Origin of the sequence: Streptomyces sp. NPDC090499 (assembly GCF_044769305.1) — a bacterium.
GTDB lineage: Bacteria > Actinomycetota > Actinomycetes > Streptomycetales > Streptomycetaceae > Streptomyces.
Window position 1 is genome coordinate 94550 of sequence record NZ_JBIVXP010000007.1, and the last position, 26044, is coordinate 120593.

General features: G+C 70.8%; 24 protein-coding genes and 1 pseudogene. 12 read left to right on the forward strand and 13 right to left on the reverse strand.

The features are described from left to right. Position 1 precedes the first annotated feature (1 nt). Together ACIQVL_RS25730 and ACIQVL_RS25735 are read left to right on the forward strand one after the other, a co-directional pair. Positions 2 to 2047, forward strand: a complete 2046-nt coding sequence (locus ACIQVL_RS25730) for a HelD family protein (protein ID WP_403426442.1) — start codon at positions 2 to 4, stop codon at positions 2045 to 2047. Positions 2048 to 2145: 98 nt separating this feature from the next. Further along, complete coding sequence (locus ACIQVL_RS25735; protein ID WP_403426444.1) at positions 2146 to 2622, forward strand: HAD domain-containing protein; 477 nt, start codon at positions 2146 to 2148, stop codon at positions 2620 to 2622. 2 nt (positions 2623 to 2624) lie between these two features. Here ACIQVL_RS25735 and ACIQVL_RS25740 read toward each other — a convergent pair whose 3' ends face one another. Beyond that, entirely contained in the window at positions 2625 to 3533 is a 909-nt protein-coding gene (locus tag ACIQVL_RS25740; RefSeq protein WP_403426446.1) for a LysR substrate-binding domain-containing protein, read from the reverse strand. A 272-nt stretch (positions 3534 to 3805) separates the two neighbouring features. Continuing rightward, positions 3806 to 4474, reverse strand: coding sequence for a class I SAM-dependent methyltransferase (locus ACIQVL_RS25745; RefSeq protein ID WP_403476620.1), 669 nt, complete (start codon positions 4472 to 4474; stop codon positions 3806 to 3808). Positions 4475 to 5338: 864 nt separating this feature from the next. Between ACIQVL_RS25745 and ACIQVL_RS25750 the strand changes: the two genes are divergently transcribed. The 3 genes from ACIQVL_RS25750 to ACIQVL_RS25760 all read left to right on the forward strand — a co-directional run bounded on the left by ACIQVL_RS25750 (position 5339) and on the right by ACIQVL_RS25760 (position 6997). Continuing rightward, positions 5339 to 5827, forward strand: a complete 489-nt coding sequence (locus ACIQVL_RS25750) for a helix-turn-helix domain-containing protein (RefSeq protein ID WP_403476451.1) — start codon at positions 5339 to 5341, stop codon at positions 5825 to 5827. A 77-nt stretch (positions 5828 to 5904) separates the two neighbouring features. Beyond that, positions 5905 to 6537, forward strand: a complete 633-nt coding sequence (locus ACIQVL_RS25755; protein WP_403426451.1) for a hypothetical protein — start codon at positions 5905 to 5907, stop codon at positions 6535 to 6537. 109 nt (positions 6538 to 6646) lie between these two features. After that, entirely contained in the window at positions 6647 to 6997 is a 351-nt protein-coding gene (locus ACIQVL_RS25760; RefSeq protein ID WP_403426453.1) for a DUF2516 family protein, read from the forward strand. A 114-nt stretch (positions 6998 to 7111) separates the two neighbouring features. On the opposite strand, the gene ACIQVL_RS25765 is transcribed toward ACIQVL_RS25760, so the two are convergent. The 3 genes from ACIQVL_RS25765 to ACIQVL_RS25775 all read right to left on the reverse strand — a co-directional run bounded on the left by ACIQVL_RS25765 (position 7112) and on the right by ACIQVL_RS25775 (position 10791). Further along, entirely contained in the window at positions 7112 to 8422 is a 1311-nt protein-coding gene (locus ACIQVL_RS25765; RefSeq protein ID WP_403426454.1) for a PP2C family protein-serine/threonine phosphatase, read from the reverse strand. Between the two features lie 289 nt (positions 8423 to 8711). Next, positions 8712 to 9836, reverse strand: a complete 1125-nt coding sequence (locus ACIQVL_RS25770) for an NlpC/P60 family protein (RefSeq protein ID WP_403426456.1) — start codon at positions 9834 to 9836, stop codon at positions 8712 to 8714. 187 nt (positions 9837 to 10023) lie between these two features. Then, complete coding sequence (locus ACIQVL_RS25775; RefSeq protein WP_403426457.1) at positions 10024 to 10791, reverse strand: class I SAM-dependent methyltransferase; 768 nt, start codon at positions 10789 to 10791, stop codon at positions 10024 to 10026. Positions 10792 to 11101: 310 nt separating this feature from the next. Between ACIQVL_RS25775 and mshA the strand changes: the two genes are divergently transcribed. The 3 genes from mshA (at position 11102) to ACIQVL_RS25790 (ending at position 14764) form a co-directional block, all read left to right on the forward strand. Continuing rightward, complete coding sequence (mshA, locus tag ACIQVL_RS25780) at positions 11102 to 12439, forward strand: D-inositol-3-phosphate glycosyltransferase (RefSeq protein ID WP_403426459.1); 1338 nt, start codon at positions 11102 to 11104, stop codon at positions 12437 to 12439. After that, positions 12432 to 12941: a YbjN domain-containing protein gene (locus ACIQVL_RS25785; protein WP_403476452.1), complete on the forward strand. Its 510-nt coding sequence runs from the start codon at positions 12432 to 12434 to the stop codon at positions 12939 to 12941. The genes mshA and ACIQVL_RS25785 overlap by 8 nt, the downstream gene beginning before the upstream one ends. Positions 12942 to 13129: 188 nt before the next feature. Continuing rightward, positions 13130 to 14764 (forward strand): glycosyl hydrolase family 28-related protein, encoded by a 1635-nt coding sequence (locus ACIQVL_RS25790; protein ID WP_403476453.1) that lies wholly within the window; start codon positions 13130 to 13132, stop codon positions 14762 to 14764. On the opposite strand, the gene ACIQVL_RS25795 is transcribed toward ACIQVL_RS25790, so the two are convergent. After that, the gene (locus ACIQVL_RS25795; protein WP_403476454.1) at positions 14740 to 15549 is read right to left on the reverse strand and encodes an AraC family transcriptional regulator; all 810 of its coding nucleotides are present in this window, start codon (positions 15547 to 15549) and stop codon (positions 14740 to 14742) included. The two genes, ACIQVL_RS25790 and ACIQVL_RS25795, sit on opposite strands and share 25 nt — an antisense overlap. Here ACIQVL_RS25795 and ACIQVL_RS25800 point away from each other — a divergent pair. Both ACIQVL_RS25800 and ACIQVL_RS25805 read left to right on the forward strand, forming a co-directional pair. Further along, positions 15548 to 16033 carry a DUF2000 family protein gene (locus ACIQVL_RS25800; protein WP_403426465.1) on the forward strand — a complete coding sequence of 162 codons (486 nt, stop codon included), beginning with the start codon at positions 15548 to 15550 and terminating at the stop codon, positions 16031 to 16033. The genes ACIQVL_RS25795 and ACIQVL_RS25800 overlap by 2 nt on opposite strands. Before the next feature lie 98 nt (positions 16034 to 16131). Beyond that, complete coding sequence (locus ACIQVL_RS25805; RefSeq protein WP_403426466.1) at positions 16132 to 17250, forward strand: hypothetical protein; 1119 nt, start codon at positions 16132 to 16134, stop codon at positions 17248 to 17250. A 59-nt stretch (positions 17251 to 17309) separates the two neighbouring features. Here the strand turns inward: ACIQVL_RS25805 and ACIQVL_RS25810 are convergent, their stop codons facing one another. Then, positions 17310 to 18584, reverse strand: a complete 1275-nt coding sequence (locus tag ACIQVL_RS25810) for an MDR family MFS transporter (RefSeq protein ID WP_403476455.1) — start codon at positions 18582 to 18584, stop codon at positions 17310 to 17312. Between the two features lie 194 nt (positions 18585 to 18778). On the opposite strand from ACIQVL_RS25810, the gene ACIQVL_RS25815 reads away from it, so the two are divergent. Further along, positions 18779 to 19540, forward strand: a complete 762-nt coding sequence (locus tag ACIQVL_RS25815) for a phosphoglyceromutase (RefSeq protein ID WP_403426470.1) — start codon at positions 18779 to 18781, stop codon at positions 19538 to 19540. Between the two features lie 137 nt (positions 19541 to 19677). Here ACIQVL_RS25815 and ACIQVL_RS25820 read toward each other — a convergent pair. The 5 genes and pseudogenes from ACIQVL_RS25820 to ACIQVL_RS25840 form a co-directional block, all read right to left on the reverse strand. Continuing rightward, positions 19678 to 19842: pseudogene (locus ACIQVL_RS25820) on the reverse strand (site-specific integrase); the annotation flags it as partial. 218 nt (positions 19843 to 20060) lie between these two features. Next, positions 20061 to 20480: a hypothetical protein gene (locus ACIQVL_RS25825; protein ID WP_403426473.1), complete on the reverse strand. Its 420-nt coding sequence runs from the start codon at positions 20478 to 20480 to the stop codon at positions 20061 to 20063. A 676-nt stretch (positions 20481 to 21156) separates the two neighbouring features. Next, the gene (locus ACIQVL_RS25830) at positions 21157 to 21594 is read right to left on the reverse strand and encodes a DUF6415 family natural product biosynthesis protein (protein ID WP_403426475.1); all 438 of its coding nucleotides are present in this window, start codon (positions 21592 to 21594) and stop codon (positions 21157 to 21159) included. 324 nt (positions 21595 to 21918) lie between these two features. After that, entirely contained in the window at positions 21919 to 23106 is a 1188-nt protein-coding gene (locus ACIQVL_RS25835) for a helix-turn-helix domain-containing protein (protein WP_403476456.1), read from the reverse strand. A 103-nt stretch (positions 23107 to 23209) separates the two neighbouring features. Beyond that, a complete protein-coding gene (locus ACIQVL_RS25840; protein WP_403426478.1) occupies positions 23210 to 23851 on the reverse strand; it encodes an HAD family hydrolase in 642 nt (213 codons plus the stop codon). A 259-nt stretch (positions 23852 to 24110) separates the two neighbouring features. Here ACIQVL_RS25840 and ACIQVL_RS25845 point away from each other — a divergent pair, with 259 nt between their 5' ends. Further along, positions 24111 to 24635, forward strand: a complete 525-nt coding sequence (locus ACIQVL_RS25845; RefSeq protein ID WP_403476457.1) for a hypothetical protein — start codon at positions 24111 to 24113, stop codon at positions 24633 to 24635. A gap of 762 nt (positions 24636 to 25397) precedes the next feature. Here the strand turns inward: ACIQVL_RS25845 and ACIQVL_RS25850 are convergent. Beyond that, positions 25398 to 25940 (reverse strand): DUF4262 domain-containing protein, encoded by a 543-nt coding sequence (locus tag ACIQVL_RS25850; protein ID WP_403476458.1) that lies wholly within the window; start codon positions 25938 to 25940, stop codon positions 25398 to 25400. Positions 25941 to 26044: the final 104 nt, after the last annotated feature.

A 26044-nucleotide genomic window follows, 5' to 3' on the forward strand; every position in this document is an offset into this window, starting at 1 on the left:
CATGCAGCAGGAACTCGACCGCGAACGCGCCTACCACGACACCTGCCGAGCCGCCCTCGCCCGCATGGTCGAAGGCGCCGTCGAGCACGTCGTCACCGGCGAGGACGTCTCCGCGTCCGGCGCCGACGCCGAGGTGCTCGGGTACCGGCTGCGCAGCCGCGCCAAGGAGATGCGCGAGCTGCCGAAGGGCCCGCTGTTCTTCGGCAAGCTGGACTTCGCGGCGGGGGAGCACGCCGGGCAGAGCTACCGCATCGGCCGGCTGCGGATCAGCGAGGAGCCGACCGCCCCGCCCCTGGTCGTCGACTGGCGCGCCCCCGTCTCCCGCGCCTTCTACCAGGCCGGCCCCGACGACCCGCAGGGCGTGGCGGTACGGCGGCGGTTCGGCTGGGCACCGGGCAGCCGCGGCGACTCCGCCGACCTCACCGGCCTGGAGGACGAGCACCTGAGCAGGGGCGAGCCCGGGGGCAGGAGCGGGAGTGGGAGCGGCGGCAGCGGCGGCAGCGGTGGGAGCGCCATCCTCACCCGCGAGATCGAACGGCCCCGCGTCGGCCCGATGCGCGACATCGCCGCCACCATCCAGCCCGACCAGGACGACCTGGTCCGCGCCGGGCTCGCCGACTCCGTCTGCGTCCAGGGCGCCCCGGGCACCGGCAAGACCGCCGTCGGCCTGCACCGCGCCGCCTACCTCCTCTACACCCACCCGCAGCGCATCCGCCGCTCCGGCCTCCTCATCCTCGGTCCCAACCGCACCTTCCTCTCCTACATCTCCGAGGTCCTCCCGGCCCTGGGCGAGACCGGCGTCCGGCAGCGGACCCTGCCTGAGGAGATCGGCCGCCACCCGGTCACCGGCACCGACCCCCACCGCACCGCCGTGCTCAAGCACGACCCGCGGATGGCCGAGGTCCTGCGCCGCGCCCTGTACGCCCACGTCCGCACCGACGCCGCCACTCCGCTCTCGCTCTCCGACGGCACGTACACCTGGCGGGTCTCCGCGGCCGCGCTGACGAGGATCGTCGAGGGGGTGCGGGAGGAGGAACCGCCGTACGCCGTCGGGCGGGAACGCGTCCGGGGCCGGGCGATGCGGGCCGTGCAGCTCCAGGCCGAGCGGCGGGCGGGCCCGCAGTCCGGCACCTGGACCCGGCGGCTCGAACACTCCCGTGCGATGAGCGCCTGCCTCGACTCCGTCTGGCCGAAGGTGCGCCCGGAGGAGGTGCTGGCCGGACTCCTCACGGACGGCGGGGTGCTGGCCGCGGCCGCCGAAGGACTCCTCACCCCCGGCGAACAGCGGGACCTGCTCTGGGTCCGGCCGCCGCGCTCGTACAAGTCCGCCCGCTGGTCGGCCGCCGACCTGGTCCTCCTCGACGAGGTCGCGGGGCTCGTCGAACACCCCGAGGGCTACGGCCACGTCGTCGTCGACGAGGCCCAGGACCTGTCCCCCATGGAGTGCAGGGCGATCGCCCGCCGCGCGGTCTTCGGCTCCCTCACCGTCCTCGGCGACCTGGCGCAGGCCACCACCCCCTGGTCGGCGCGGAGCTGGGACTCCGTCCTCGGCCACCTGGGCAAGCCGGAGGCGGCCGTGGTCCCGCTCACCACCGGCTTCCGGGTTCCGGCGGCGGTCGTGGCCCTGACCAACCGGCTGCTGCGGCACCTCGGCACGGACGTACCCCCGGCCGAGTCCTACCGCGGCGACGGCGAGGTGACGATCCGTCCGACCCGGGACGTGCCCGCGACGACGGTCACCGCGGTGCGGGAGGCCCTGTGCCACGCGGGGTCGGTGGGAGTGGTGGCGGCGGACGCGCAGGTGACCGCCGTACGCGAGGCGCTGACCGCCGCGGGCATCGAACCGGCGGGCCCGGACGAGCTGGGGGCACGGGTGGCCGTGGTCCCGGCGAGCGCCGTCAAGGGCCTGGAGTACGACCATGTGGTGGCCGTGGAACCGGCGGCGGTGGCGGAGGCGGAGGAACGGGGGCTGCACAGGCTGTACGTGGTCCTGACGAGGGCGGTGTCCCGGCTGGACGTGGTGCACGCGAGGCCGCTGCCCTTCTGAGGGGTGGCGCCGCCGCACCCCGTTGGGGGCGATCGGCCACGACCCACCCGCAGGCGCGCCACCGCCTCTTCCGCCACCCTCTTGCGATCCTGTCCCCGATGCTTCTCTTCCTTGACATCGACGGCACCCTCATCCCGTTCGGCGCGCCCGCCGACCGCCCCTACCCGGTCTACGGGACCGCCCCCACCCCGTGGGCCCCTCTCCTCACCCGCGTCGACCCCGCCCTCGGCCCCCGCCTGGGCGCCCTCCGCTGCGACCTCGTGTGGGCCACCACCTGGATGGACGACGCCAACGCCTGTGTCGCCCCCTGGCTGGGCCTGCCCCCGCTGCCCGTCGTGGAGTGGCCGGACGAGGACGAGCCGGCGGCCCTGCTGCACTGGAAGACCCGGCCGCTGGTGGCGTGGGCGGGTGACCGGCCGTTCATCTGGCTCGACGACGAGCTCACCGAGGCCGACCGCGCCTGGGTCGCCACCCACCATCACCGGCCCGCTCTCCTGCACCGTGTGAACCACGAGTTCGGGCTGACGGAGGCGGACTTCGCGGTGCTGGAGGAGTGGCTGGCGGCACAGCGCTGACGTCACCCCCCGCCCGGTGCGGACGCGGCCACGGAGTCCGCGACGGTGTCGGCGAAGACCCGGGCAAGCGGGGAGAGCGCGTCCCAGCGGCGGACCGCCCAGCCGACGGGAAGGGGCGGCAGGCCGGGCACGGGGATCAGCCGCAGGGGGCCGTCGTCACCCGGTACCGGGCGGCCGGGCAGCGCGGGTACGACGGCGTGGCCGAGACCGAGTTCCGCGAGCAGCAGGGCGGTGTCCCAGTCGGCGACGCTCGTGTCGGAGCTGCCGCGGACGCCCAGTTCGGCGAAGGCGGCGTCGAGGCGGGCACCCGAGGCGGAGTTCTGCGGCAGCCGGATGAGGCGGATGCCGGCGAGCTCGGCCACGTCGACACGGGCCCTGCGGGCGAGCGGGTCGTCGGTGCGGACGGCCAGCACCCAGGGCAGCTCCACGACCCGGCGCTGCTCGATGCCGCGCACCGGGCTGCCGAGGGTGACCCAGGCGAGGTCGAGGTGCCCGGCGGCGAGGGCGTCGAAGCAGCTGCGGCTGGAGGTCTCCGTCCGGAACTCCAGGTTCACCTTCGGGTGGCGCTGCCGGAAGGCGACGACGGCCTCGGCCATGAAGTGCCGAACGGTCGTCCCGCCCGTGGTGACGCGCACCGTGCCGCTGTCGCCGCTGACGAGGTCGCCCAGGCGCCGCAGGGCCGAGTCCAGCCCGGCGATGCCGTCGGCGGCCGCGTCGCACAGGACCCGTCCGGCGTGGGTGGGTACGACGCCTCGCGACTGGCGCTCCAGGAGGCTCACGCCGGTCTCCCGCTCCAGCCGCTTCACGTGCTGGCTGACCGCGGACTGGGTGCAGGCCAGCTCCCGCGCGACGGCACTGAGGCTGCCCGCCCGGCACACGGCCACGAAGACCCGCAGGTCGTCCAGAGTCATGCCCCCAAGCTACAGCTTGGGCCTACGGAGAAATCCATAGGATTGACTGGGGTACCCGGTCTCGCGATGATCGACGCAGGGCCCTGGGCGGCAACCCGTCCGGCGCCTTCGCGGGGTCCGGACCCTGTCGAAGGCACGGACGGGTGCCGACCCGAGCGGCGGCGGACGTTCAGCCGGTGCTCGGCATCCCGCCCGACGGTTTCCGTCGCTGGCGGTCGAGCCGGGTCCAGAGCCCCGTCCCGACCGCCCGTGCCGCCTCCGGCGCCTGGTCCTCAGGCGGGGCGCTCGGCCATGACGACCACCCCCGGGCCGCTGAACTCATTGGCCGGGAGCCGGAGTTCGGCGACGGGGCGGAGGCCGGCCCGCTCGATCAGGCCGACGAACTGTTCCGGCTGCCATTTGTGCGTCGTCCAGCGGACGGGCACACCTCCGTAGGCCTCCGTGCGCACCTTGTCCTCGTCGCCGACGTGCGTTCCGGTGATGAGGTGTCCGCCCGGCTTCAGGGCCCGCGCGAACCGGGCGAAGACCTGCGGGAGGACGGCGCGCGGGAGGTTGAACAGCGACCACCACCCCAGTACGCCGCCGAGGGACGCGTCTTGGAGGCTGAGGTCGGTGGCGGAGGCGACGCTGAAGCGGCAGTGCGGATAGAGGCGGCGGGCGTTCTCGATCATGCCGGGCGAGAGGTCGACCCCGGACACGTCGAGTCCGCGTTCCGCCAGGTAGGCGGTCACCGTTCCGGGACCGCAGCCGACGTCGAGGACGGGCCCGAGTCCGCTCACGGTGTCGGCGAAGGCGTCGATCGATGCCTTGAGCCAGGGATGGCGGCGGATGTCGCCCATTCCCGTCGTCGCCACCATCTCGGCGTAGTTGTCGGCCACCCGGTCATAGGACTCCCGGACCACGTCGAGATCGGCCGGTCGTTCGATTTGTTCTGCACCCATCGGCCCACCATAGGGCGGCGAGATCGCCGCGGCAGGAGGTTGAACCAACCGCTCGGACGGACCGGGCACCGCCGCCTCGCACTCGGCGGCGAACTCGTCGAGGAGCTCGAACAGGACCCTGATCGCGTGCTGTTCGTCCTCGGGCGGAAGGTTCCAGACGTCGTCCCAGCCGTTCGGGAGGGCGATGTGGAGGACCTGGCCGGGCCAGGCGTGGTCGCAGTCGCGTCCGCGACGGGCCACGAGCCAGTCGCGCCACCGGGGGAGCCCGCGCCCGCCGTGCCGGCGAGCATGCTGGTCATAGCCGGTCAGGAACGCGGTCAGCAGGTGGAACGAGGCCCTGCCGGCGAACATGCCGGGACGCCGGCCGACACAGGCGAAGTACTCGCGATCGGTCATCTCCGAGAGGGGTTTCACGCATCCGCACCCTTCTCGACACCGGCGCTGTCGTCCAGTGCTGGACGAGTCCGGCTGCGGGCTGCGGGCTGCGGGCTGCGGCCGGCCGACTGCCGACTGCCGCCGACTGCCGCGGCCGAGCGGCGTCGGGCAGTGTCCGGTCCCAGATAAGTCGAGGCACGCCGACTCCCTGACCTGCGGTGCCTCGACTTGAGCGGGACACCGGCCGTACTGCGTCCCGCTCAAGTCGAGACAGAACCTCTGCGGCCCGCTCAAGCGTCGGCGGCCGTGACCTGCTCTGTCTCGCTGCACCCGAGGCAGGCGGGCAAGTTGCCTCGGGTGCAGCGGGACTGCCTCGACTTCTCTGGGACCGGACAGGCAGCGGCGCGGCACGCCCATCCGGGTATGGTGCGGCACACTTTTGCAAGCAGATGCTTGCAATTGTTAGCGAGGGTGGGGCAGGGTAGAGGTATGGCATCGCTGAACGTCGGCAATCTCGGTGAGTATCTGCGTGAACAGCGGCGCAACGCGCAGCTGTCGCTCAGGCAGCTCGCCGACGCCGCCGGGGTGTCCAATCCGTACCTGAGCCAGATCGAGCGCGGGCTGCGCAAGCCGAGCGCGGAGGTGCTCCAGCAGGTCGCCAAGGCACTGCGGATCTCCGCCGAGACGCTGTACGTCCGCGCCGGAATCCTCGACGCCGAGCGGGATCTGAACGAGGTGGAGACCCGTGCGGTCATCCTCGCCGACCCCACCCTCGACGAGCGGCAGAAGCAGGTGCTGCTGCAGATCTACGAGTCGTTCAGGAAAGAGAACGGCTTCGTGTCGGGCGAGGAGCGCGCGAGCGACACGGGCACCCTGGCGGTCGCCGAGGACGACGACGCCGACAGCGACGTCGGCAGCGACGCCGACGGCAGCGACACCGAAGACAGAGAGACAGGTCCGCAGCGGACGGCCGGATGAGCCGGCCAAGCGCGCCGGCCGCCGCGCCGCGGACCAGAAAACCCTCAGCCGAACTTTAATACGGGAGGACCATCACCATGGCCATCACCGACGACCTGCGCAAGACCCTCAGCGACCCGACTCCGCTCTACTTCGCCGCCGGCACCGCCGACCTGGCCCTCCAGCAGGCCAAGAAGGTGCCCGCCCTGGTCGAGCAGCTGCGTGCCGAGGCCCCGGCCCGCATCGAGGCGGTCCGCAAGGCCGACCCGAAGGCCGTCCAGGAGAAGGCCGCCGCCCGTGCCAAGGAGGCCGGCGTCAAGGCCAAGGAGGCGCAGGCCAGCCTGCAGACCAAGGTCAACGACTTCATCGTCTCCCTCGACGGCGACCTCAAGAAGCTCGGCGAGTCCGCCCAGGACTTCGCGCTGCGCCAGGTCGGCGTGGCCGCCGAGTACGCCGTCAAGGCCCGTGAGACCTACGAGAAGGTCGCCGAGCACGGCGAGCAGGCCGTGAAGACCTGGCGCGGCGAGGCCGCCGACGAGATCGAGGACCTGGCCATCGCCGTCGAGGGCAAGCCCGAGACGGGCACCGTCAAGGAGAGCGAGAAGAAGGCGGACGAGCCGAAGGCCGCCGAGGCCAAGCCGGCCGCGGCGAAGAAGGCCCCGGCCGCCAAGAAGACCCCGGCCCCGCGCAAGGCCACCCCGGTCCGCAAGAGCACCCCGCCGGCCAAGTAACCGGCGCACGCGTCAGCGGAACGTACGGACCGGGCACCTTGAGGGTGCCCGGTCCGTTCTACGGGTACGGTGGCCGCGTAGGGATCGGGAGAGAGCGGGTGGTGACGGCATGCTGATGCTGGGATTCGCAGGGTTCCTGGGACTGCTGAAGATCGTCCTGATGGCCCTGGCGGCGTTCGGACTGGTCGACGCCGTGTTCCGGCGCGAGGACGCCTTCCGCGCGGCCAACAAGCAGAACAAGATGTTCTGGCTGATCATCCTGGCCATCGCCCTGGTCGTCAGCTACCTCTTCTCGATCCTCTCCATCCTCCCGATCGCGGGCCTGGTGGCGAGCATCGTCTACCTCGTCGACGTCCGCCCCGCGGTCAAGCAGGTGTCCGGCGGTGGCGGCGGCTGGCGGGGCCGCCGAGGCGGCAGCAGCAGCGACGGCCCGTACGGCCCGTACAACGGAGGTCGCTGACCTTTTCAAGGGACGCCCGCTGAGGCGCCCCTTCAGGGGCGCGGGGAACTGCGCGACCAGCCACAACGCACCCGCACCCGGCCGACGGCAGCCCCCCCCACGGCGAGCAGCCGCTCAAACCCCCCGATCCAGCAGCACCACGGCCACGTCATCCGTCAGCTCGCCCCCGTTGAGCTGCCGCACCTCATTGACGGCCGCCCGCAGCAACGCCTCCCCGCTCAGACCGGAGGCCAGCTGGCGGCGGACCATCTCGACCATCCCGTCCTGCCCCAGCCGCTCCCCGCCCGAGCCCACCCGGCCCTCGATCAGACCGTCGGTGTAGAGCATCAGGCTCCACTCGGCGCCCAGCTCCACCTGCATCCGCGGCCACCGCGCGCCCTTCAGCAGCCCCAGCGCCGGGCCGTTCTTCTCGTACGGCAGCAGCTCGGCCGGGCGCCCCGGCCGGGCGACCAGCGGTGCCGGATGCCCGGCCAGGCACAGCCCCGCCCGGCGCCCGTCCGGCGCTATGTCGACGGTGCAGAGCGTCGCGAAGATCTCCTCGTCGGAGCGCTCGTGCTCCAGCACCTCCTGCAGTGTGGACAGCAGCTCGTCGCCGCACAGTCCCGCCAGGGTCAGCGCCCGCCAGGCGATCCGCAGCTCCACGCCGAGCGCGGCCTCGTCCGGGCCGTGCCCGCACACGTCACCGATCATCGCGTGCACGGTCCCGTCGGGCGTGCGCACGGTGTCGTAGAAGTCGCCCCCGAGCAGCGCACGGGAGCGGCCGGGCCGGTACCGGGCCGCGAAGCGCAGTGAGGAGCCGTCCAGTAGCGGGGTCGGCAGCAGGCCCCGCTCCAGGCGGCGGTTCTCCTGGGCGCGCAGCCGCCCCTCCGCGAGCTTGCGCTCGGTGGTGAGGGAACGTTTGCGCTCGACGGCGTACCGGATGGCGCGGCTCAGCAGCCGTCCGTCCAGTTCGTCCCGGAAGAGGTAGTCCTGCGCGCCGACGCGCACGGCCTCGGTACCGCGCTCGGCGTCACCGGAGGCGGTGAGGGCCAGCACGGCGTGCCGGGGCGCGAGCTCCAGGACGTGCTTGAGCACGGCGAGCTCGCCCTCCGTCTCCTTGCCGCCCGGCGCCGGCAGCGCCAGGTCCAGCAGGATGCAGTGGACGTCGTCGGTCAGCAGCCGCTCGGCCTCGGTGAGGTTGCGGGCGGTGCGGACGCGGATCGAGGTGCCGGACGCGTCCCGCAACTCGGGCAGGACGGGCGAGCCGGCCGGATCGTCCTCGATCAGCAGCAGGGTGAGAGTGGTGCCGCCGGTGTTCGGGGTGGCGGCTTCCGCGCGGTTGGCCTCTTCCTTGAGGGGGCCGCCGCCCTGTGCGGGCGCGGCGGCCGGCGCCTGACCACTCTCCACGGCCGGTATCGCTCTCTGCCGCGGTACGGGTACGGGCATCGTGTTGGGTTCCTTCCCTCCCCCCGAGGGCATGGCGGGGCGAGGGACCTCGACCCACCCGACGGGGACCATAGCGGTACTGGCCGCCGCAACGGAATGGTGTGAGCCGCGTCGCCCTGTCTCAGGCCAGAGTCATATGCCGCGTGCCGTACCGCAGTTGGACAAGAGGGCCGCCGGGCAGGGATGACGAAGGTCACGTGCCGCCCGAGTTTGGGCGGGTGTTGCGGTGCGGCGCGTCACATGGCACAGCTCACGAAAGGGGCATCACGCCTAAAGTGCCCGGCGATACTCAGGCATCCGGTCGTACCACCCCGAGGATCGGCATCGCCCCCGCGCCGCCGATCGACACCGTCCGCCCCGGGCGCGGGGCCTGGATGATCGCGCCGTCCCCGACGTACATCGCGACATGGCTGGCGTCGCCGAAGTAGATGATCAGGTCGCCGGGGCGCATGTCCTTCACGTCGACGTGCCTGAGCTGCTTCCACTGCTCCTCGGAGGTGCGCGGGATCGGCTTCCCGGCGCTCGCCCAGGCCTGCGAGGTCAGCCCGGAGCAGTCGTACGAGTCCGGGCCCTCGGCGCCCCACACGTAGGGCTTGCCGAGCTGGGCGGTGGCGAACGCGACCGCCTTCTTCCCCGCCGCGGACGCCTTGCTGTGGATCTCGTCGAGTATCCCGGTGTCCAGCCATGCCGTCTGCGCCTGGTAGGCCGACTCCCGCTCCAGCTCGGCGAGACGCTCCTTCTGCTTCTTCTCCAGCGTCGACTCGAGCTTCTCGGCGGCGGCGATCCGCTGGGTGATCTTCTTCTTGGCGGCGGCCTTCGCCTTGCGGCCGGCCTCCAGTCTGTTCCACTGGTCGGCCGCGTCCGCCGCGTACTGCTTCAAGTCCTGCTGGGTCTGGGTCACTTCCCTGATCAGGGCCTTGGTCGCCCGCTCGCCCTGGAGCACCCGCCCGGCCCCGTCCAGGAACTCGGAGGGGTTGTCGCTCAGCATCAGCTTGGCGGAGTCCGGCAGTCCGCCGGTGCGGTACTGGGCGGCGGCCGCCCGGCCCGCCCGCTCCTTCAGCCCGTCCAGCTTCTGCTGCCCCTCGACGATCTTCTTGGCCAGGCCGACGATCTCGGCGGACTGCTTCCGGGCCGCCTCCTCGGCGGCGTTGTACGCGTCGGTGGCGACGGCCGCGTCGTGGTAGAGCTTGTCCAGCTTCGCCTGGACGGCCTCGAGGTCCTTGTCCGGCGGGACGGTCACCGAGGCGGAAGTGGAGCCGTCGGCGGAGGACGAGGCGCCGGGGGCGGGTGTCGGTCCGGGTGCCGCGAACGCCGTGCCGGGTGCCGCGAGCACCGTCACCGCGCAGACCACCGTCACCGCCGTCGCCAGGATCCCGCGCCCGCCCGGCCGGACGGTGTGCTTGTCCGGTCCCATGGCCCGACCTCCTCCAAAAAACTGATTAACCGTCAGTAACTTATGACACGTGGAGGATCGTGCCACGGCATGCCGCAAAGTGACAGAGGTAACGGCAGGTGGGTTCCTCCCCGGTTTCCCCCCGAGCATGACGATCTCCCCGCCTTTGTGACGAACGACTCACCGAGATCGTTCCCAGCTCGCCCCATCAGGCCCTCGGCGCCAACGCTCCCCACGTCACCGTCACTTCGCCCTGCCGCCAGCGCGCCGCCGAGTCCGTCACCGGCCAGTCGGCCGTCAGGTCCCGCACCGCCCGGATCCACCGCTGCCGTGCGCCGTACGACGCGTAGGGTGCGGCTGCCGCCCACGCGCGGTCGAAGTCCCGCAGGAACGCGTGCACCGGCTCGCCCGGCACGTTGCGGTGGATGAGCGCCTTCGGCAGCCGTTCGGCGAGGTCGGACGGGCGTTCCAGGGACCCGAGCCGGGTCGCGAAGGTCACCGTCCGCGGCCCCTCCGCCCCGAGCGCGACCCACACGTGCCGCCGCCCGATCTCGTCGCAGGTCCCCTCGACCAGCAGCCCGTCCGGCGCCAGCCGCCCGCACAGCCGCCGCCACACCTCGGCGACCTCGCCCTCGTCGTACTGCCGCAGCACGTTGGCCGCGCGGACGAGCAACGGCCGCCCGGATACCGGGATCTCGAACCCCCCGTGCCGGAAGGCGAGCCCCTCACGCTCGTACGGCCGGGCCGCGGCGACCCGCGCGGGCTCGATCTCCACCCCGACGACACGCGCGCGTGGCGCGACGGTACGCAGCCGGCCGAGCAGTTCGACCGCGGTCCAGGGCGCGGCCCCGTAACCGAGGTCGACGGCGACGGGGTCGACGGCCCGCCGCAGCGCACCACCGTGCGCGGCGGCGATCCACCGGTCCATCCGCCGCAGGCGGTTGGGGTTGGTGGTCCCGCGCGTCACCGTTCCCACGATGGGGGTCCCCCCGCTCGAGCGAAGCCGAGAGTGGGGGAGGGAGGCGGCGCGGGCTGTCATGCCTACGAGAGTAAAGCGCCCCAAAGGGGCGCGGGGAACTGCGCGACAAGCCCCCACCCACCCGCACCCGAGCTCACAACCGCACCACCCCTACGCATCCCACCCTCGAACGGTTGAGCGACCAGAGGCAATGTGTCGGCAAAATCAACCACCCCCGGAATGGGAATCCCCCCCTCCGCGTTGCACCCCGTTGGAGGGCACTCGATGCCCTCCCACCGGCATGCCCGCACCGAGAGAGGACCGCCACGTGAGCCAGTACGTCAGCAGGCTCGGGCGCCGCTCCCCGTCGGCTGCCTCCCGGCTCCGCCGGGCCCGCCGGCCGCGCCGCGTCGCCATGCTCTCCGTGCACACCTCACCGCTCCACCAGCCCGGCACCGGCGACGCCGGCGGCATGAACGTCTACATCGTCGAGCTCGCGCAGCGCCTCGCCGCGATCGACATCGAGGTCGAGATCTTCACCCGGGCCACCTCCGGCGGCCTCCCGCCCACCGTCGAGCTAGCCCCCGGCGTCCTCGTCCGGCACGTCGACGCGGGACCGTACGAGGGCCTCGCCAAGGAGGACCTCCCGGCCCAGCTGTGCGCCTTCACGCACGGCGTGATGCAGGCCTGGGCCGGCCACCGCCCCGGCCACTACGACCTCGTCCACTCGCACTACTGGCTCTCCGGGCACGTCGGCTGGCTCGCCGCCCAGCGCTGGGGCGTCCCCCTGGTGCACGCCATGCACACCATGGCCAAGGTCAAGAACGCCAGCCTCGCCGACGGCGACACCCCCGAGCCCGCCGCCCGGGTCATCGGCGAGACCCAGATCGTCGCCGCGGCCGACCGCCTCATCGCGAACACCGCCGAGGAGGCCGGCGAACTGGTCCGGCACTACAGCGCCGACCCCGCCGAGGTCGCCGTCGTCCACCCCGGCGTTAACCTCGACCGGTTCCGCCCGGCGGACGGACGCAGGGCGGCCCGCGCCCGCCTGGACCTCCCGCAGGACGCCCTGATCCCGCTCTTCGCGGGCCGCATCCAGCCCCTCAAGGCCCCCGACGTGCTGCTCCGCGCCGTGGCCGTGCTCCTCGACGAGCGCCCCGAACTCCGCTCCCGGATCGTCGTACCGATCGTCGGCGGCCCCAGCGGCAGCGGTCTCGCCAAGCCGGAGGGCCTGCAGAAGCTGGCCGCGCGGCTCGGTATCGCGGACGTCGTCCGGTTCCGCCCGCCGGTGGGCCAGGAGCAGCTCGCGGACTGGTTCCGGGCGGCCTCCGTCCTGGTCATGCCCTCCTACAGCGAGTCCTTCGGCCTGGTGGCGATAGAGGCGCAGGCGGCGGGGACGCCCGTCCTCGCGGCCTCGGTCGGCGGGCTGCCGGTGGCCGTACGGGACGGCGAGACCGGTTTCCTGGTGCGCGGTCACGATCCCGCCGACTACGCGCGCGTGCTGCGCCGGTTCGCCGACGACGCCACTCTGGCGGACCGTTTCGGCAGCGCCGCCGCCCGGCACGCCCAGTCCTTCGGCTGGGACACCGCGGCCGCCGCCACCGCCGACGTCTACCTGGCCGCGGCCCAGTCCCACCGCCGTCGCGTACGCTCGGCCCATGGGTGATGGTGCACAGGAACGGCAGGCCGGGCAGGTCATCGAGGGTTTCCTGAAGGACGCCGAACTGGAGTGGGAGAGCCCCGAGTCCGGCACCTACGTCGTGCAGCTCCCCGGCACCCGCAAGCTGAAGACGACCGTCTCCCTCATCGCCGGCCGCCACTCCCTCTCCCTGAACGCCTTCGTCATCCGGCACCCGGACGAGAACGAACCGGCCGTCCACCGCTGGCTCCTGGAGCGCAACCTCAAGCTGTACGGTGTGAGTTACGCCGTCGACCGGCTCGGCGACGTCTACGTCACCGCCCGCCTCCCGCTCTCCTCCGTCACCGCCCCCGACCTCGACCGGCTGCTCGGCCAGGTCCTGGAGGCCGCGGACGGCGCCTTCAACACCCTCCTGGAGCTGGGCTTCGCCGCCGCGATCCGCAAGGAGTACGCGTGGCGGGTGTCCCGGGGCGAGTCGACGCGGAACCTGGACGCGTTCACGCACCTGATCGAGCGTCCCGCTGACTGACTTCAGGTCCGTACCTGATTAAGACCCGCACAAGTCTTTCGACGTGCAGGGCCGCCATGGCATGCTCACGGCCGACGCAAATATGAACGTCGTTCACAACCATGAAAGCCGCCATGGGAAGGACGTACGGCATGGGCACCACGCACCACGGCGTGAGCGCAGGTATGACCGCAGGTATGGCCGCCGGTATGACCAGACGGACCCTGCTCGCCGGCGCCACGGCGGTGGCCGCGGCCGCCGTGGCGGGCGGCACGGCCCACGCCTCCGACGGCCAGGTCCCCTCCCTCTGGCGGGAGTTCCGGCGCACCCCCTTCACCCACCCGCAGATCCCCTACGTGGGCCGGGCCGGAGCGACCCGCATCCGCCGCCTCCCCGTCGTCGCCGACGTCCGCGCGTACGGGGCCGTCGCCGACGGCGTCACCGACTGCGCCCCCGCGATCAACCGTGCCATCGCCGCTGCCGCCAGGGCCGGCGGTGGCACGGTCACCATCCCGCCCGGCACCTTCCGCATCGACGGCCTGATCCTGGTCGGTTACGACAACGTGGTGCTGCGCGGCGCCGGCAGCGGCCGTACCACCCTGTACGCGACGAAGAACCTCACCGAGCTGATCGGCCCGTACGGCTCCCGCTACGGCGGTACGAAGTCGGCGTGGTCCTGGGCGGGCGGGCTCATCTGGCTTGCGCCGAAGCCCCGTTGGGACTCCCTGGTCGCCGCGATCAAGGCCCAGGCATGGCCGTTCGAGGGCTGGACGGGCAACAAGCGCGACGAGTGGGAGCAGCTGACGCCCGTCGGACCCGCCCGGCAGGGCGACCGGACGGTCACCGTCGCCGACCCCTCCCGCCTCCGCCCCGGCCGCCTGGTCCTGCTCCGGATCGCCGACGACACCGCCCACACCCTCCTCCAGCACATGTCCGGCGACGGCCCGGGACCGGCGTCGTACTACTGGGAGGACAAGACCAAACTGCTGTCCTACGTCCCCTACGAGTGGCCCGTCCGGGTCACGGCGGTGCGCGGCCGCCGGGTGACGCTGGAACGCCCGCTGCCGCTGGACCTGCGCCCCGAGTGGAACCCGCAGTTCACCACCCACGTCCGGGAGCTGACCGGCTCCGGCGTCGAGGGCCTCACCCTCGACGTCATGCAGACCCCGCAGTCCCCGCACCTGCTCGACAAGGGCTACAACGGGGTCGTCCTGCAGTGCGCGTACGACTGCTGGGTGGACGACGTCACCGTCCGCAACGTCGACAACGGCTTCGGCCTGGTCGCCGCCTCCGCCTGCACCCTGCGCCGCACCCGGGTCGGCGGCCGGGGCGAGCACCACCCCTACTTCTGCCGCGAGGGCTCCCACGACAACCTGATCGAGGACTTCACCGTCGAGCAGCGCACGGTCCCCGCCCCCGCCGACACCCAGCTGCACGGCATCAACGTCGAGGGCCTGTCCTCGTACAACGTGTGGTCGCGCGGCGAGATGCAGATGGGCACCTTCGACTCCCACCGCGGCCTGCCGTTCGCCAACGTCCGCACCGACATCACCGTGGACAACAACGGCCGGCACGGCGGCGACGCCAACGCGGGACCGCTCTTCGGCGCCCGCTTCACCCACTGGAACGTTCGAGTGACCAACGGCCGCGCGGGCCTGATGCGCCTGGACGGCCTGGCCCCGTACTCCGCGACGGTCGGCCTCAACGAGGTCACCGAGTTCGACCAGACCGACGTACCGGACTTCACCGGCGACCTGCACTCCCGCCTGGAGCTGTACGGCACCTGGGACGCGGTACGGCCGCGGAACCTGTACGAGGCTCAGCGCGCGCTGCCGCTCCGGTAGTGCCCGGGGGTCACCCCGACCAGCCGCTTGAAGTGCCGGGTGAGATGGGCCTGGTCGTAGAAGCCGGCGGCGGTGGCCGTCTCGCCGGGCGGTACGCCGTCGAGCAGCAGCCGGCGGGCCCGGCCGACCCGGCGGGACGTCAGGTACTGGTGCGGGGCGATGCCGTACGCGCCGCTGAACGCCCGCACCAGGTGGGCGGGGTGGGCGTGCAGCAGCCGGGCCGCCTCGTCCAGGCCGAGCCCTTCGGCGACCCGCTCGTCGAGGAGTTCGCGCAGGGTGCGGGCGAGGACCGGGTCAGGGGGGCCCGGGGTCACGGGCCGGGGGCGGAGCAGGCCCCGCAGCCGCTCGCCGATGAGGGTGAGCCGGCTCTCGGCCTCCAGTTCGTCGCCGGGGCGGACGAGAACGGAGTGCAGCTGGCCGACCCGCCGCCGCAGCAGGGGGTCGCGCAGGTCGGGCCCGTCGACGGCCGGCCCGATCAGGCCCTCCCCGAGGATGCTCTCGTCCAGGTAGACCACGCGCTTGCGGAAGCCGTCCGCGGTGGCGGGGGAGCCGTTGTGCGGGACGTGCGGCGGCAGCAGGGTCACGGTGTCGGCCGGGGTGCCGTGCTGGTGGCGTTCGAGGTCGTACCGCACGGCGCCGTCGTCCACGATGAGCAGCGTCCAGGCGTCGTGGACGTGCATCGGGTACGCGTACTCGGTGAAACGGGCGTGGAAGACCTCGGTGACGCCCGGGACGCCGGGGCGCCAGGCGGCTACTTCCTGTGTGCCGGACTGCCGGGCGGCCATGCAAAGAACGTACAAGACGGGGGCGTACGAGGCTCGGCAGTCTCGGGGTATGAGCACTCCGCGTACGGACGCCGTCCGTTTCGACACGAAGATCGCCGTGCTGCTGCGGGACGACCTGGAGCCCTGGCAGCGGCTGAACGTGACCGCGTTCCTGGTCAGCGGCCTGGGCGCGACGCTCCCCGAGGTGGTCGGGGAGCCCTACGAGGACGCCGACGGCGTCGCCTATCTGCCGATGTTCCGGCAGCCGGTGCTGGTCTTCGAGGGCGCGAAGGAGACCCTGAAGGCCGCGCACGAGCGGGCGCTGGGCCGCGCCCTGCCCCGGGCCGTCTTCACCGCGGACCTGTTCTCGACCGGCAACGACCGCGACAACCGGGCGGCGGTCCGTGCCGTGCCCACGGCGGAGCTGGACCTGGTGGGGCTCGCGGTGCACGGGCCGCGGAACGCCGTGGACAAGGTGCTGAAGGGGGCGCGGATGCATCCGTGACCCGCCCTGTCGGCCGATGGGAGGAATCCCGTTGGGTGACAGGGTGATCTGATCATCGTAATTGTTGCGGTCGGGGTCAAATGTCGCATGTGACAGTCATGCGATACATCAGATTCTGCAGTGTGGCCGCGGTCGCGGCGGCGATGGTCACGGGGCTGACGGGCGGACCGGCGAGTGCGGCGGATCCGGACACCGTCCCGTGCAGCGGGGCCGCGCTGGCCTTTGCCATCAACTACGCGCGCAACGGCGAGACCCTCGATCTCCGCCGTGACTGCACCTACCACCTGAGCATGGCTCTGCCGGCCATCGCCAAGGACCTAACGATCAGGGGCAACGGTGCGACGATCGTCCGTGACGGTGCGAATACCGTGGCGTTCCGGATTTTCGATGTCAGTTCGGGCGGCGACTTGCGGCTGCAGGATCTCACCGTTCGTGGCGGACTCGTCACCAGCGGAGACGGCGCTGGGATCCGCGTCACCAGCGGCGGCCGGCTCACGCTGGCGAAGGTCGATGTGCTCGACAACACCGCTACGGGGAACGGCGGCGGCATCGCGGTGGCGTCGAACGCCTGGGCACGCATCAGGAGCAGCTACGTGGCGTTCAACAACGCGGACATGGGCGGTGGCCTCTACACCGCGGGGTCCGTGTACACCGAGAACTCCGAGTTCGCCCGCAACCACGCCCGGACCGCCGGCGGCGGGATCGCTCAGGTCGGGGGCACCACCTTCGTTGCCACGAGTGTGATCCGGCGCAACACCGCGGCCGGTAACGTGACGATCGGCGGCGGCGTCTACGTCGGCAGCGGTTCGATGGAGATCGACGACAGCAAGATCACGAACAACACCGACACGGGCAACAGGGGCGGCGGGATCGCCAACAACGGGACCCTGAAGCTGGTGAAGTCCGAGGTCAGCGGCAACGTCGTAGGCGGCACGTCGGGTCGCGGCGGCGGCATCTACAACACGGGCGGGCTCACCCTCAAAAGCACCGACGTCTTCCGCAACAGCGCGAACGGCCCCGGCAACTCCGTGGGCGGCGGGATCGCCAACGACGGCGGATCCGTCACCCTCGACCACAGCACCGTCCGCAACAACGCCTCGACGGTGGCACCCGGCGGGGTCTTCAGCAGCAACCAGGTCTCGGTGACGGACTCGAAGGTCGTCGGCAACATCCCGACCAACTGCAGTGTGAACCGGGTACCGGGCTGCACGGACTGAGCCGTCCGGCAGCCGGGCCCCCTGCCCTCGGTCTTCGGCGGCAGGGGGCCCGCCCGCGTTCAGGCCGCCCGCACCCCCGTGTCCGCCTCCGCTTCCGCCTCCGCGCCCGCCTCGGCCGCGGCCACCGGCCGCTCCACAGGCAGCCGCCGCATCAGCAGCCCGTACCCGAGAGCCGCCGCCGTCCCCACGACCGCGCACACCCCCCACAGCCACCGCGCCCCGAACCGGTCGATGACGACCCCGGACAGCAGCGGCGCGATGAGCGCGGCGGCCGACCAGGACAGCGTGTACATCCCCTGGTACCTGCCCCTGCCGTGCACCGGCGAGAGCTGCACCACCAGCCCGGTCTGGGTCGGCGCGTTGACGATCTCGGCGAGCGTCCACACGCACACGGTGAGCGCGAACACCCCGACCGACCCGGCGAACGCGGTGAGCCCGAACCCGTACCCCGCGAGGAGGGACGAGACGACGAGCAGGGACCGCGGGTCCCGGTACTGGATGACCCGGGTCACCGGAATCTGCAGCACCACGATGAGGATCCCGTTCACGGCGATGGCCATGCCGTAGTCGGCGGGCGAGAACCCGGCCTCGCCCATCGCCACCGGCAGCCCGACCGACCCCTGCTGGAAGATCAGGGCGACCAGGAACGACAGCCCGACGACGCCCATGTACCGCCCGTCGCGCACCACGGTCAGCAGGCTGACCGTGCTCTCCTCGGCGGCTTCTGCGGCTGCCCGCTGCGGCCGCGACTCGGGCAGCCGGAGGAAGACGAGGACGGCACAGACAGCGGTCATCCCGGCCTCGATCAGGAACCCGGCGCGGTAGCTCACCTCGGCGATGAACCCGGCCCCCATGGACGACACGGCGAAGCCCAGGTTGATCGCCCAGTAGTTGAGCGAGAAGGCCCGCACCCGGTCCTCGGGCCGGACGATGTCCGCCATCATCGCCTGCACGGCCGGCCGGGAGGCGTTGGAGGCCAGCCCGACGAGGAAGGCGACGGCGGCGATGGCGACGGGGTCCCGTACGAACCCGAGCAGCGCGACGGCCGCGGCGGTGGACCCCTGCGCGACCAGCAGGGTCGGCCGCCGCCCCAGCCGGTCGGCCATCACCCCGCCGCCCAGCGACGAGACCACCCCGCCCAGCCCGTTCAGGGAGGCGACGAGCCCGGCGTACGACGCGCTGTACCCCCGGTCGAGGGTCAGGTACAGGGCCATGTAGGTGGCCACGAAGGCGCCCAGCCGGTTGACGAGGGTGCTGGTCCACAGCCACCAGAACTCCCGTGGCAGACCGGAGACGGTCTCCCGGACGGCGCGGCGCAGGGCGGCGGACGGCATGGTTTCCCCCAGGACAGGCGTGAGCGGTGCGGATGCGAATGCGGCGCCTGTAAGCGCCACGGGCCGCTCCTGGAACTTACTTACCGGCCGCTCGACTGAGCCAGTCAATTAACAGATGCCGTCAACTGTCCGCCCCCTGGGACGCCCCGCGGCCGCCCGCCGCCGCCCCGAATCCGTGGATTACGCTCTGTCCCATGGCCGACGCACCGTACAAGCTGATCCTCCTCCGCCACGGCGAGAGCGAGTGGAACGCGAAGAACCTGTTCACCGGCTGGGTGGACGTCAACCTCAACGAGAAGGGCGAGAAGGAGGCAGTCCGCGGCGGTGAACTCCTCAAGGACGCCGACCTGCTCCCCGACGTGGTCCACACGTCCCTCCAGAAGCGGGCGATCCGCACGGCGCAGCTCGCCCTCGAAGCCGCCGACCGCCACTGGATCCCGGTCCACCGCAGCTGGCGCCTGAACGAGCGCCACTACGGCGCCCTCCAGGGCAAGGACAAGGCGGCGACGCTGGCCGAGTTCGGCGAGGAGCAGTTCATGCTCTGGCGCCGCTCGTACGACACCCCGCCCCCGCCGCTCCCGGACGACTCGGAGTTCTCCCAGGCCTCCGACCCCCGCTACGCCTCCATCCCCCCGGAGCTGCGCCCGCGCACGGAGTGCCTCAAGGACGTCGTCGTCCGCATGCTCCCCTACTGGTACGACGGCATCGTCCCCGACCTCCTGACCGGCCGCACGGTCCTCGTCGCCGCCCACGGCAACAGCCTGCGCGCCCTCGTCAAGCACCTCGACGGCATCTCCGACGCCGACATCGCCGGCCTCAACATCCCCACGGGCATCCCCCTCGCCTACGAACTCGACGCCGACTTCAAGCCCGTGACCCCGGGCGGCCAGTACCTCGACCCGGACGCGGCAGCCGCGGCCATCGAGGCGGTCAAGAACCAGGGCAAGAAGAAGTAGGTTTGGTGATCATGCCCCCGGCCTGCGCAAACGGCGCAGCGCGGGGGCATTCTCACGGCCTGGGCCCACTGTGGGCCCTCCGCGCCCCGGGTCCTGCTGTCGAAGCGCGCGCCCGATGTCGTTCCGGGCGCGGTCCCGGCTACTCGGCATGAGATGCGCGCCAGCCGCTGCTCGGCGAGTCGCTTCTGTCCGTGGGGGAAGGACTTCCCCTTGCGCTTGCTGTCGGGTGCGAACCAGCGGACCCGGTAGCGCATGCCCGTGCCGTAGCGCTCGGTCTTGACTCGGACGGTCTTGCCGTCGGGTCGGTGAGTGAATTGGCCTTGCCGGAAGACCTCTTGCCTGTGTGGGCCCTGACGGTGGGCGCGGGAATGACGCCGCATGCGTCGAAGTGCCGACTCAAGCGGGGCCGGATCCCGACATGGCCAGTGGAAACAGTGCGACGACTTGACGTCAACGTTGCTTGACTGCTCGGCACGGCAGACGCCCCGTCAGGCCGGTGGTCTGACGGGGCGATGTGCGCCTACTTGATGTTCAGCGCGGCTGTGTCACCTTCGGTGAGGTTGTCCTGCGTGATTGCTCTGGTGAACGTCTGAGCCCTTTTCCCTGGTGCTTTGCATGTGACGTCGACCGTGAGAGCGAATGACGAGTCCAACGGCGCGTCGAGGCTGATCGGGCCAAACGTCGCCCTGCGGTTGGTCGGGTTGTTGGTGGGGCCCGACGCGTCGTCCTCACCACTGTCCAGCGATACCCGGGTGGGTACAGAATTGTTGGGGGCCGGGAATGCGTTTTTGCAGGTCACCTTGCCATTGAAGGACACCGTCCCGACCGGAGGCGCTGCCGAGGCGGGATGGGCAGTCAGGAGCCCTCCAGTCAGCACCACGGTGACGATCGGGGTAATGGCCGCGAGAGTACGATTCCTGCGAGACATGCGCGTAGGCATGGAAATCACCTGCTCGTTGTTTTATGCGCATTACTACGCGGAACGACCCGGATGCCGGAATTGAGGGCACGGCTCAGAGAGCGCTAGTTTTCGCGGGGTCGTCCGTGAATGGGCTGGGAGCCAGTCGCCGGGCTTTCGTCAGCGATTCGGAGGCCCCAAAGAACCTTCACCACCACACTCCTACAGTGCCTGCCAGCCTGCAACCGGAACGGATTCCCGGTGTACCCCGCGCCCTCGCGGCGAGGGACAGATACCTAACACACCGTCACGGACCGTTGGGCGCCTCTTTCTTCGGCATCAACCCGTAGGCCCACGCCCGGTTCCCGACATCAGCAATTGATATCGACAGCGGAGTACAACTGCGTGCGGTGGCACATTCGCCGTCGGCTGTCGCACCGCCAAAATCACCCTCTCTGGGCCCTCCAGGGTCGACAGGGGGGCGACAGGGGTCGACCAACAACGACCAACAACGACGGCCCGACCGCAGGTCAGTTGAGGCGAGCAGCCCACTGACCGGGGGTAAAAACCGGGCCCCCGGACCCAGGGCAAGAACAACAGGTAACCGAGCACCAGCAAGCCCCAGACCTGTGACTTCTCAGCAGTCCGGGGGCTTTTTGGTGGGTCCTTGCTCCTGCCCCCCTGACTCGACCCCTGCGCCGTCAGCCACGGCGCAGGATCAGCGGTGGTGGCCCGTCCTCGTGCACTGGGTGTGGACGCGGCCCGGTCCTGAGCTGATCACGGGGCTGACCGTGTCGTACGGCATCCATGCCTGGCTGTGTTCGATCGGCCGGTCGCAGACGAGGCAGCGGGTGATGCCGGTGAGGGCGTCGAGGTGATCGCACAGGCTGAGGACGGAGCGGGCCAGCGGTTTGACTCCCTCGATCTCGCCAAGCCTGCCGGTGTCCTCGATCGCGGAGAGTCGCAGCCTTGCTTCGCCGATTCCTGCCAGGGCGACCTGCGCGGGTGCGTCCTCCTGGGAGAGGGTGCTGGTGAGCTGTTCGATGTGCGGGATCAGCCGCCACAGGAAGCGGCGGAAGTCCTGGCCGAAGAGTTTCACGGTCTCGCGGCCCAGCGGCGTCGGCTGGTCAAGGAGCCAGGTCGCTGCGACGCGCATCGAGGCGGTGCCGGGTGCGGTCTCCTGACCCGGGTCGTCCTGTCCGTTCCGGCAGTCTCGGCACGTACAGGATGGCAATGGCGTGTCGGGCGCCGGTTGCTCACCGTGTCGGACGCTCACGGTCCCACGATCCTCGATGACCGTGCCTTCGTGGTTCACCCGGTACACGTGCATGGTCATCTTGGTCTGGGGTTCCGTGGTGGCTGTGGCGTGCATGGCATCCCGTCCGTCCGTTGGTTGCTGGATGTGAGGACAGGGTGGGGGTGGGCAAGGCGGACAAGTACCCCGGTGTGGGGTACTTCGAGGGGACTCCGAGCGGTTTGGTCAGGTGGCTGCGCACCATTCGGCGAAGTTCGTGAGGCTCTCGGAGTCCGCGCGTTTGAGCCGGCGCAGTGTTGCGGCGTCTTCGCGGACCCAGGGGTGTTCGCGGGTGTGCTGCGGGGCGATCCGGCGGGCGGTCTTCAGCGACTCGAAGGCGTGGTCCGCTCGCCCGGACCAGAGCTGGGCGCGGGCGAGTTCGATGTAGAAGCCGCTGCGGCGTTCGGCCGGGAGACACTCGGGGGGTTCCCAGGAACGGCCGATGTCGAGAGCACGGCCGACATGGTTGTCTCCGAGGCTGACGGCGAGCGACACCTCGTGGATGCGGACGGAGTCGGGCCCGAAGGCCGTGCCGTAAAAGACACCCTCCGGGACTCGGTCGGCCAGCGTACGGGCATCGCTGAGATGAGCCCACGCGGCCGAGGCATCAAGGCCACGGCCGGCGATGACCGCCGCCCGCATATGAAGCGCACCTCGCACAGCGGCCTGGAGTGGCGTGTCAGGGGCGGGCATCGCGTCCAAGGCCAATTCCAGGGCGCGCAGTCCGGGCGCATGGGCACGCGCGGCGAAGAACGTCTCCGTCCGCACGTAGGCGACGGAGGAGGCCAGCAGCGGGTCATCGACCTGGGCAACAGCCCATCGCATGAGTTCGACCAGGCGGGCCGACAGGTCGCGGGCGCCGTATTTGTAGGCGACGGCGTCTGCCGAGCGGTAGGCGCTGACCAGGAGCGCGGCCGGCTGCGGCCGTTCGTGCGGGGCGGCCTGGTAGTAGGCACGGGCCAGTTCGCAGAGCAGGTCGGGAACCCTGCGCACGATGCGCGTGTATTGAGCGGCCAGCCGCCATCGCACAGTCTCCGCAGTGGCAGCGTGAAGCTCTCGGACAGGACGGACCGGTCCGTCGTCGGGAACGTCGTAGGCGGCGATCGCGTCGGACAGCGCGGGTAGCCCTTCGCGAACGGCAGTGCGGGTGGGCCCGCGATCGGATCGGAGACGACCAGGATCGACGCCGAGAGCGTCCGCGATGGCTGAAAGGGTGGCATCGGTGACCCCACGCTCACCGCGCTCGATCTTGCGGATGGCACCGATGGAGACGCACGCGGCTTCAGCGAGCTGGCTCTGCGTCATCTTCGGGCGCACGACGCCTCGGTAGTAGGCGATACGCCTGCCTAATCCGTTGTGGGGGAGTGCGGGCATGTGCGCTCCAGTTCATGGCCGTCCGTGCGAACCGTAATGGCGTCAGGACGGACTGCGTGCGGAAAATGGTCAACGAGCCCGTCCGCTGACCGTCGTACCACCCTCAGCCGACGACGATCGACGCGAGCTGACCGAGCGAGTCGATCCGCCAGTCCGCCGCAGCCACCACCGTCGGTTCGTCCGCCCACAGATGCCCCCAGGGCCCACGCCGAAGGTGCGCTGTACGCAGACCGGCAGCCTTCGCCGGGAAAATGTCGTTGGCCGGGTGATCCCCGACGTACAGCGTCGCTTCCGGCCGGGCCTGTGCCACTTCCAGCACCCGCTCGAAGAACTCCGGCTGCGGCTTGGCCACACGCCAGTCCCCCGACGTCACGATCAGATCCGCGGGCAGATCGAGACCGCGCAGCAGTTCCCCGGCACGCGAGGTCTGATTCCCGGCGATGACGACACGTACTCCGAGTCGGCGGAGCTCAGCGAGGGCGGGACGGACATCGCCGTACAGATCCGTCTCATCGAGCACCTCACCGTGTCCCGCCGCCTCCCGAGCCCGGTACTCAGCGCCGACGTCAATCCCAGGGCGGGCAAGTCGCAGCGCATCGGCGTTGTCCCGTCCCTGCGCGACCACGGCGCCGACAAGCGCGGACAGCGTATGGCGCGGGACTCCGAGCCAGTCGGCCCAAGCCCCCCAATACCTGTCGTCGTGAGTGACGGTCTCACCCACGTCGAGCACCACGGTCTCAATCATCTCCGGAAGCCTACGACCTCGTCCCGAGAGCGAAGTGCCAGGCGCATCGACACCGGGACCCTCGCCCACCGCATCTCCGCGCGCCGACCAGGCTCCGTGTCACGCCGCCTGGACCGCCATCGCGGTCCAGCCCTTCGTACGAACCGGCGATGCTCGAAACCACGACGAACGATCACGTCAGCGTTGATGGGGGACAGACGCGTACTTTCAAGCATGGCCGCCAGGCTCATGGCCGATCGCTGTCGGTAGCCTGGGCCCTGTGCAGGTGGATCACGCGTCGACGGACGTTTTTCAGCTGAAGTGGGAACTTGTGGGACACGGTTGGGCGAAGTGCCACCTGGCCGATGACGCCAAGCAGGCCTCACTGCTGGTCAGCTACTGCACCGACGCGCTAGCGGATCTCGTAGCAGCCACAAGCGCGTTGTACGAGCAGGGGAGCACGACGCGGTTCTTCTTCGACGCCGAGCCACAGGAGCTCCGCTGGGTGCTCCGCCCGGCCAACGATGCCATCGGCGTGACCATCTACAAGTTCCCCGATGTTGCGGTGAGCCCCGACCTACCGGACACCGACGGCACGGTGATTTGGCAGTCGGCGCACCCACGCCATGCGTTCTCCCACGCCGTTCTAGACGCAGCCCAGAACGTACTCACGGAGCACGGTGAGGCCGGCTATCGCGCAAAGTGGAAGCTCCATCCCTTCCCCGTCAGCCTGGTCCGAGACCTCCACGGACTGCACCTCCGGGATGACGACTGCGACCTGCCCCACGAGCGAACCCGGCCCTAGGCGACCGCTCGGCCGTCTCAGCTTCTTTCTCATTCAGCCCCGTTCACGACCGTTAAGGGGAGCCCCAGAGCCGCCGAGGTACCAGCGTGAACGCAGGCGGCTCTGGGCTCGGACCGGCGTCCCGCCACCGCAGCCGGGAAGGGCGTGGGTCCGTTGTGTCTTCGACGGAGAAGACGGCCGTAGATGTCCTCACATGGCCGTCAGGAACGACGCCGACGGGGGGTAGCCTTCCAAGACCTCGGGATGTCGTCGTTCCAGCCGTTCTCCGGGTCGAACGTGGCTGCTCGGTAGCCACGGCTTCGGTCAGAGCTGTGTAGCCAACGTTCCCGATCTCGCGAATCCGTCTGGATAGCCTGTCCACACTTAGCGCATGTGTCCCGATCGGGCTCACTTTCCGCCATGGCCACAGTGGCTTCCTCTTGAGCCTCGTTGGCCAATTGTTCAAGTAGGGCCAAGACTTCACGACCGGAGATGTCGGGCTCGTCCTCGACAGCCTTCTTGACGGCGCGCACCATCGTGTCCGCTTGCGCAGACCTCATGGTTTCCATGATCGCGTACATACGCTCATCCACTACAGCCCCCCGGCACGTGCTCGAAGTACGGCAGCAACCCCAGCAACCCCAGCAACTGGCAGACCCTCACAGTGGCTCTTGCGAACCGTCTCGCAGCCTGTATGACCTTGAACGACCGATCTCTGCAGAGCTACGGATCAGAACGTGGTGTCCTCGGTGCACGGGGCGCCGAGGGCATCACGGCCGGTATTCATGCGATCTGCGACCACGGTCCGGTGGTGTCGGACTTCGGGATCCAGAGCAGCGGTTGACTCGTGCGGCAGTAGTCGTCCGCTCCGTCTTCCCAAGGGAAGCGTCCGGCCTTGTCGGGCCAGAACAGCTGAGTGACGGGCAGCGGCGGGGCTTGGTAGAAGTCGATGCCGGCGCCGAAGAAATCCTGGTACCAGCTGGGGTGAACGGGCCGTACAGCAACGTTGTAGCCGTTCAGGACGTCGTCTCTGCGCTGGTCCGGCTCCAGGGGGAGGCCGTTTCGGATCCCGTCTCCGGCCGCATTCACCACCGGCATCCCGACGTCCGTCCGCAGGCCGAAGACGCAGACCTCCGGACTGCGCAGTGTGTGCCACAGCCCGATGGAGTAGGCCCAATCGGCGGGTGCATCGTCGCCGGCGCCAACGCCCATGACGTGCCAACCGAAGTCGGTGACGCTCTGCGCTGTTCGACCGTCTCGCTCATCCCAGGCCGGGCCATCTGCGGGTGGTGCGCAGAGGAGGCAGAAGCAGGGGGAATCGTCCATCCGGGGAGAGTAGATCAGGGTGGAGCCCGGGGCCGTCCCCGAGCCGTCCGAAGCCGATCGACAGCAGCCGACGACGACCGACGGCGACCACCAGGTGCACGAGC

Coding starts and splice junctions, on each gene's coding strand:
- ACIQVL_RS25730 (WP_403426442.1), top strand. CDS start 2: ATGCAGCAGGAACTCGACCGCGAACGCGCCTACCACGACACCTGCCGA.
- ACIQVL_RS25735 (WP_403426444.1), top strand. CDS start 2,146: ATGCTTCTCTTCCTTGACATCGACGGCACCCTCATCCCGTTCGGCGCG.
- ACIQVL_RS25740 (WP_403426446.1), bottom strand. CDS start 3,533: ATGACTCTGGACGACCTGCGGGTCTTCGTGGCCGTGTGCCGGGCGGGC.
- ACIQVL_RS25745 (WP_403476620.1), bottom strand. CDS start 4,474: ATGGGTGCAGAACAAATCGAACGACCGGCCGATCTCGACGTGGTCCGG.
- ACIQVL_RS25750 (WP_403476451.1), top strand. CDS start 5,339: ATGGCATCGCTGAACGTCGGCAATCTCGGTGAGTATCTGCGTGAACAG.
- ACIQVL_RS25755 (WP_403426451.1), top strand. CDS start 5,905: ATGGCCATCACCGACGACCTGCGCAAGACCCTCAGCGACCCGACTCCG.
- ACIQVL_RS25760 (WP_403426453.1), top strand. CDS start 6,647: ATGCTGATGCTGGGATTCGCAGGGTTCCTGGGACTGCTGAAGATCGTC.
- ACIQVL_RS25765 (WP_403426454.1), bottom strand. CDS start 8,422: ATGCCCGTACCCGTACCGCGGCAGAGAGCGATACCGGCCGTGGAGAGT.
- ACIQVL_RS25770 (WP_403426456.1), bottom strand. CDS start 9,836: ATGGGACCGGACAAGCACACCGTCCGGCCGGGCGGGCGCGGGATCCTG.
- ACIQVL_RS25785 (WP_403476452.1), top strand. CDS start 12,432: ATGGGTGATGGTGCACAGGAACGGCAGGCCGGGCAGGTCATCGAGGGT.
- ACIQVL_RS25790 (WP_403476453.1), top strand. CDS start 13,130: ATGACCAGACGGACCCTGCTCGCCGGCGCCACGGCGGTGGCCGCGGCC.
- ACIQVL_RS25800 (WP_403426465.1), top strand. CDS start 15,548: ATGCAAAGAACGTACAAGACGGGGGCGTACGAGGCTCGGCAGTCTCGG.
- ACIQVL_RS25795 (WP_403476454.1), bottom strand. CDS start 15,549: ATGGCCGCCCGGCAGTCCGGCACACAGGAAGTAGCCGCCTGGCGCCCC.
- ACIQVL_RS25805 (WP_403426466.1), top strand. CDS start 16,132: ATGCGATACATCAGATTCTGCAGTGTGGCCGCGGTCGCGGCGGCGATG.
- ACIQVL_RS25810 (WP_403476455.1), bottom strand. CDS start 18,584: ATGCCGTCCGCCGCCCTGCGCCGCGCCGTCCGGGAGACCGTCTCCGGT.
- ACIQVL_RS25815 (WP_403426470.1), top strand. CDS start 18,779: ATGGCCGACGCACCGTACAAGCTGATCCTCCTCCGCCACGGCGAGAGC.
- ACIQVL_RS25825 (WP_403426473.1), bottom strand. CDS start 20,480: ATGCCTACGCGCATGTCTCGCAGGAATCGTACTCTCGCGGCCATTACC.
- ACIQVL_RS25830 (WP_403426475.1), bottom strand. CDS start 21,594: ATGCGCGTCGCAGCGACCTGGCTCCTTGACCAGCCGACGCCGCTGGGC.
- ACIQVL_RS25835 (WP_403476456.1), bottom strand. CDS start 23,106: ATGCCCGCACTCCCCCACAACGGATTAGGCAGGCGTATCGCCTACTAC.
- ACIQVL_RS25840 (WP_403426478.1), bottom strand. CDS start 23,851: ATGATTGAGACCGTGGTGCTCGACGTGGGTGAGACCGTCACTCACGAC.
- ACIQVL_RS25850 (WP_403476458.1), bottom strand. CDS start 25,940: ATGGACGATTCCCCCTGCTTCTGCCTCCTCTGCGCACCACCCGCAGAT.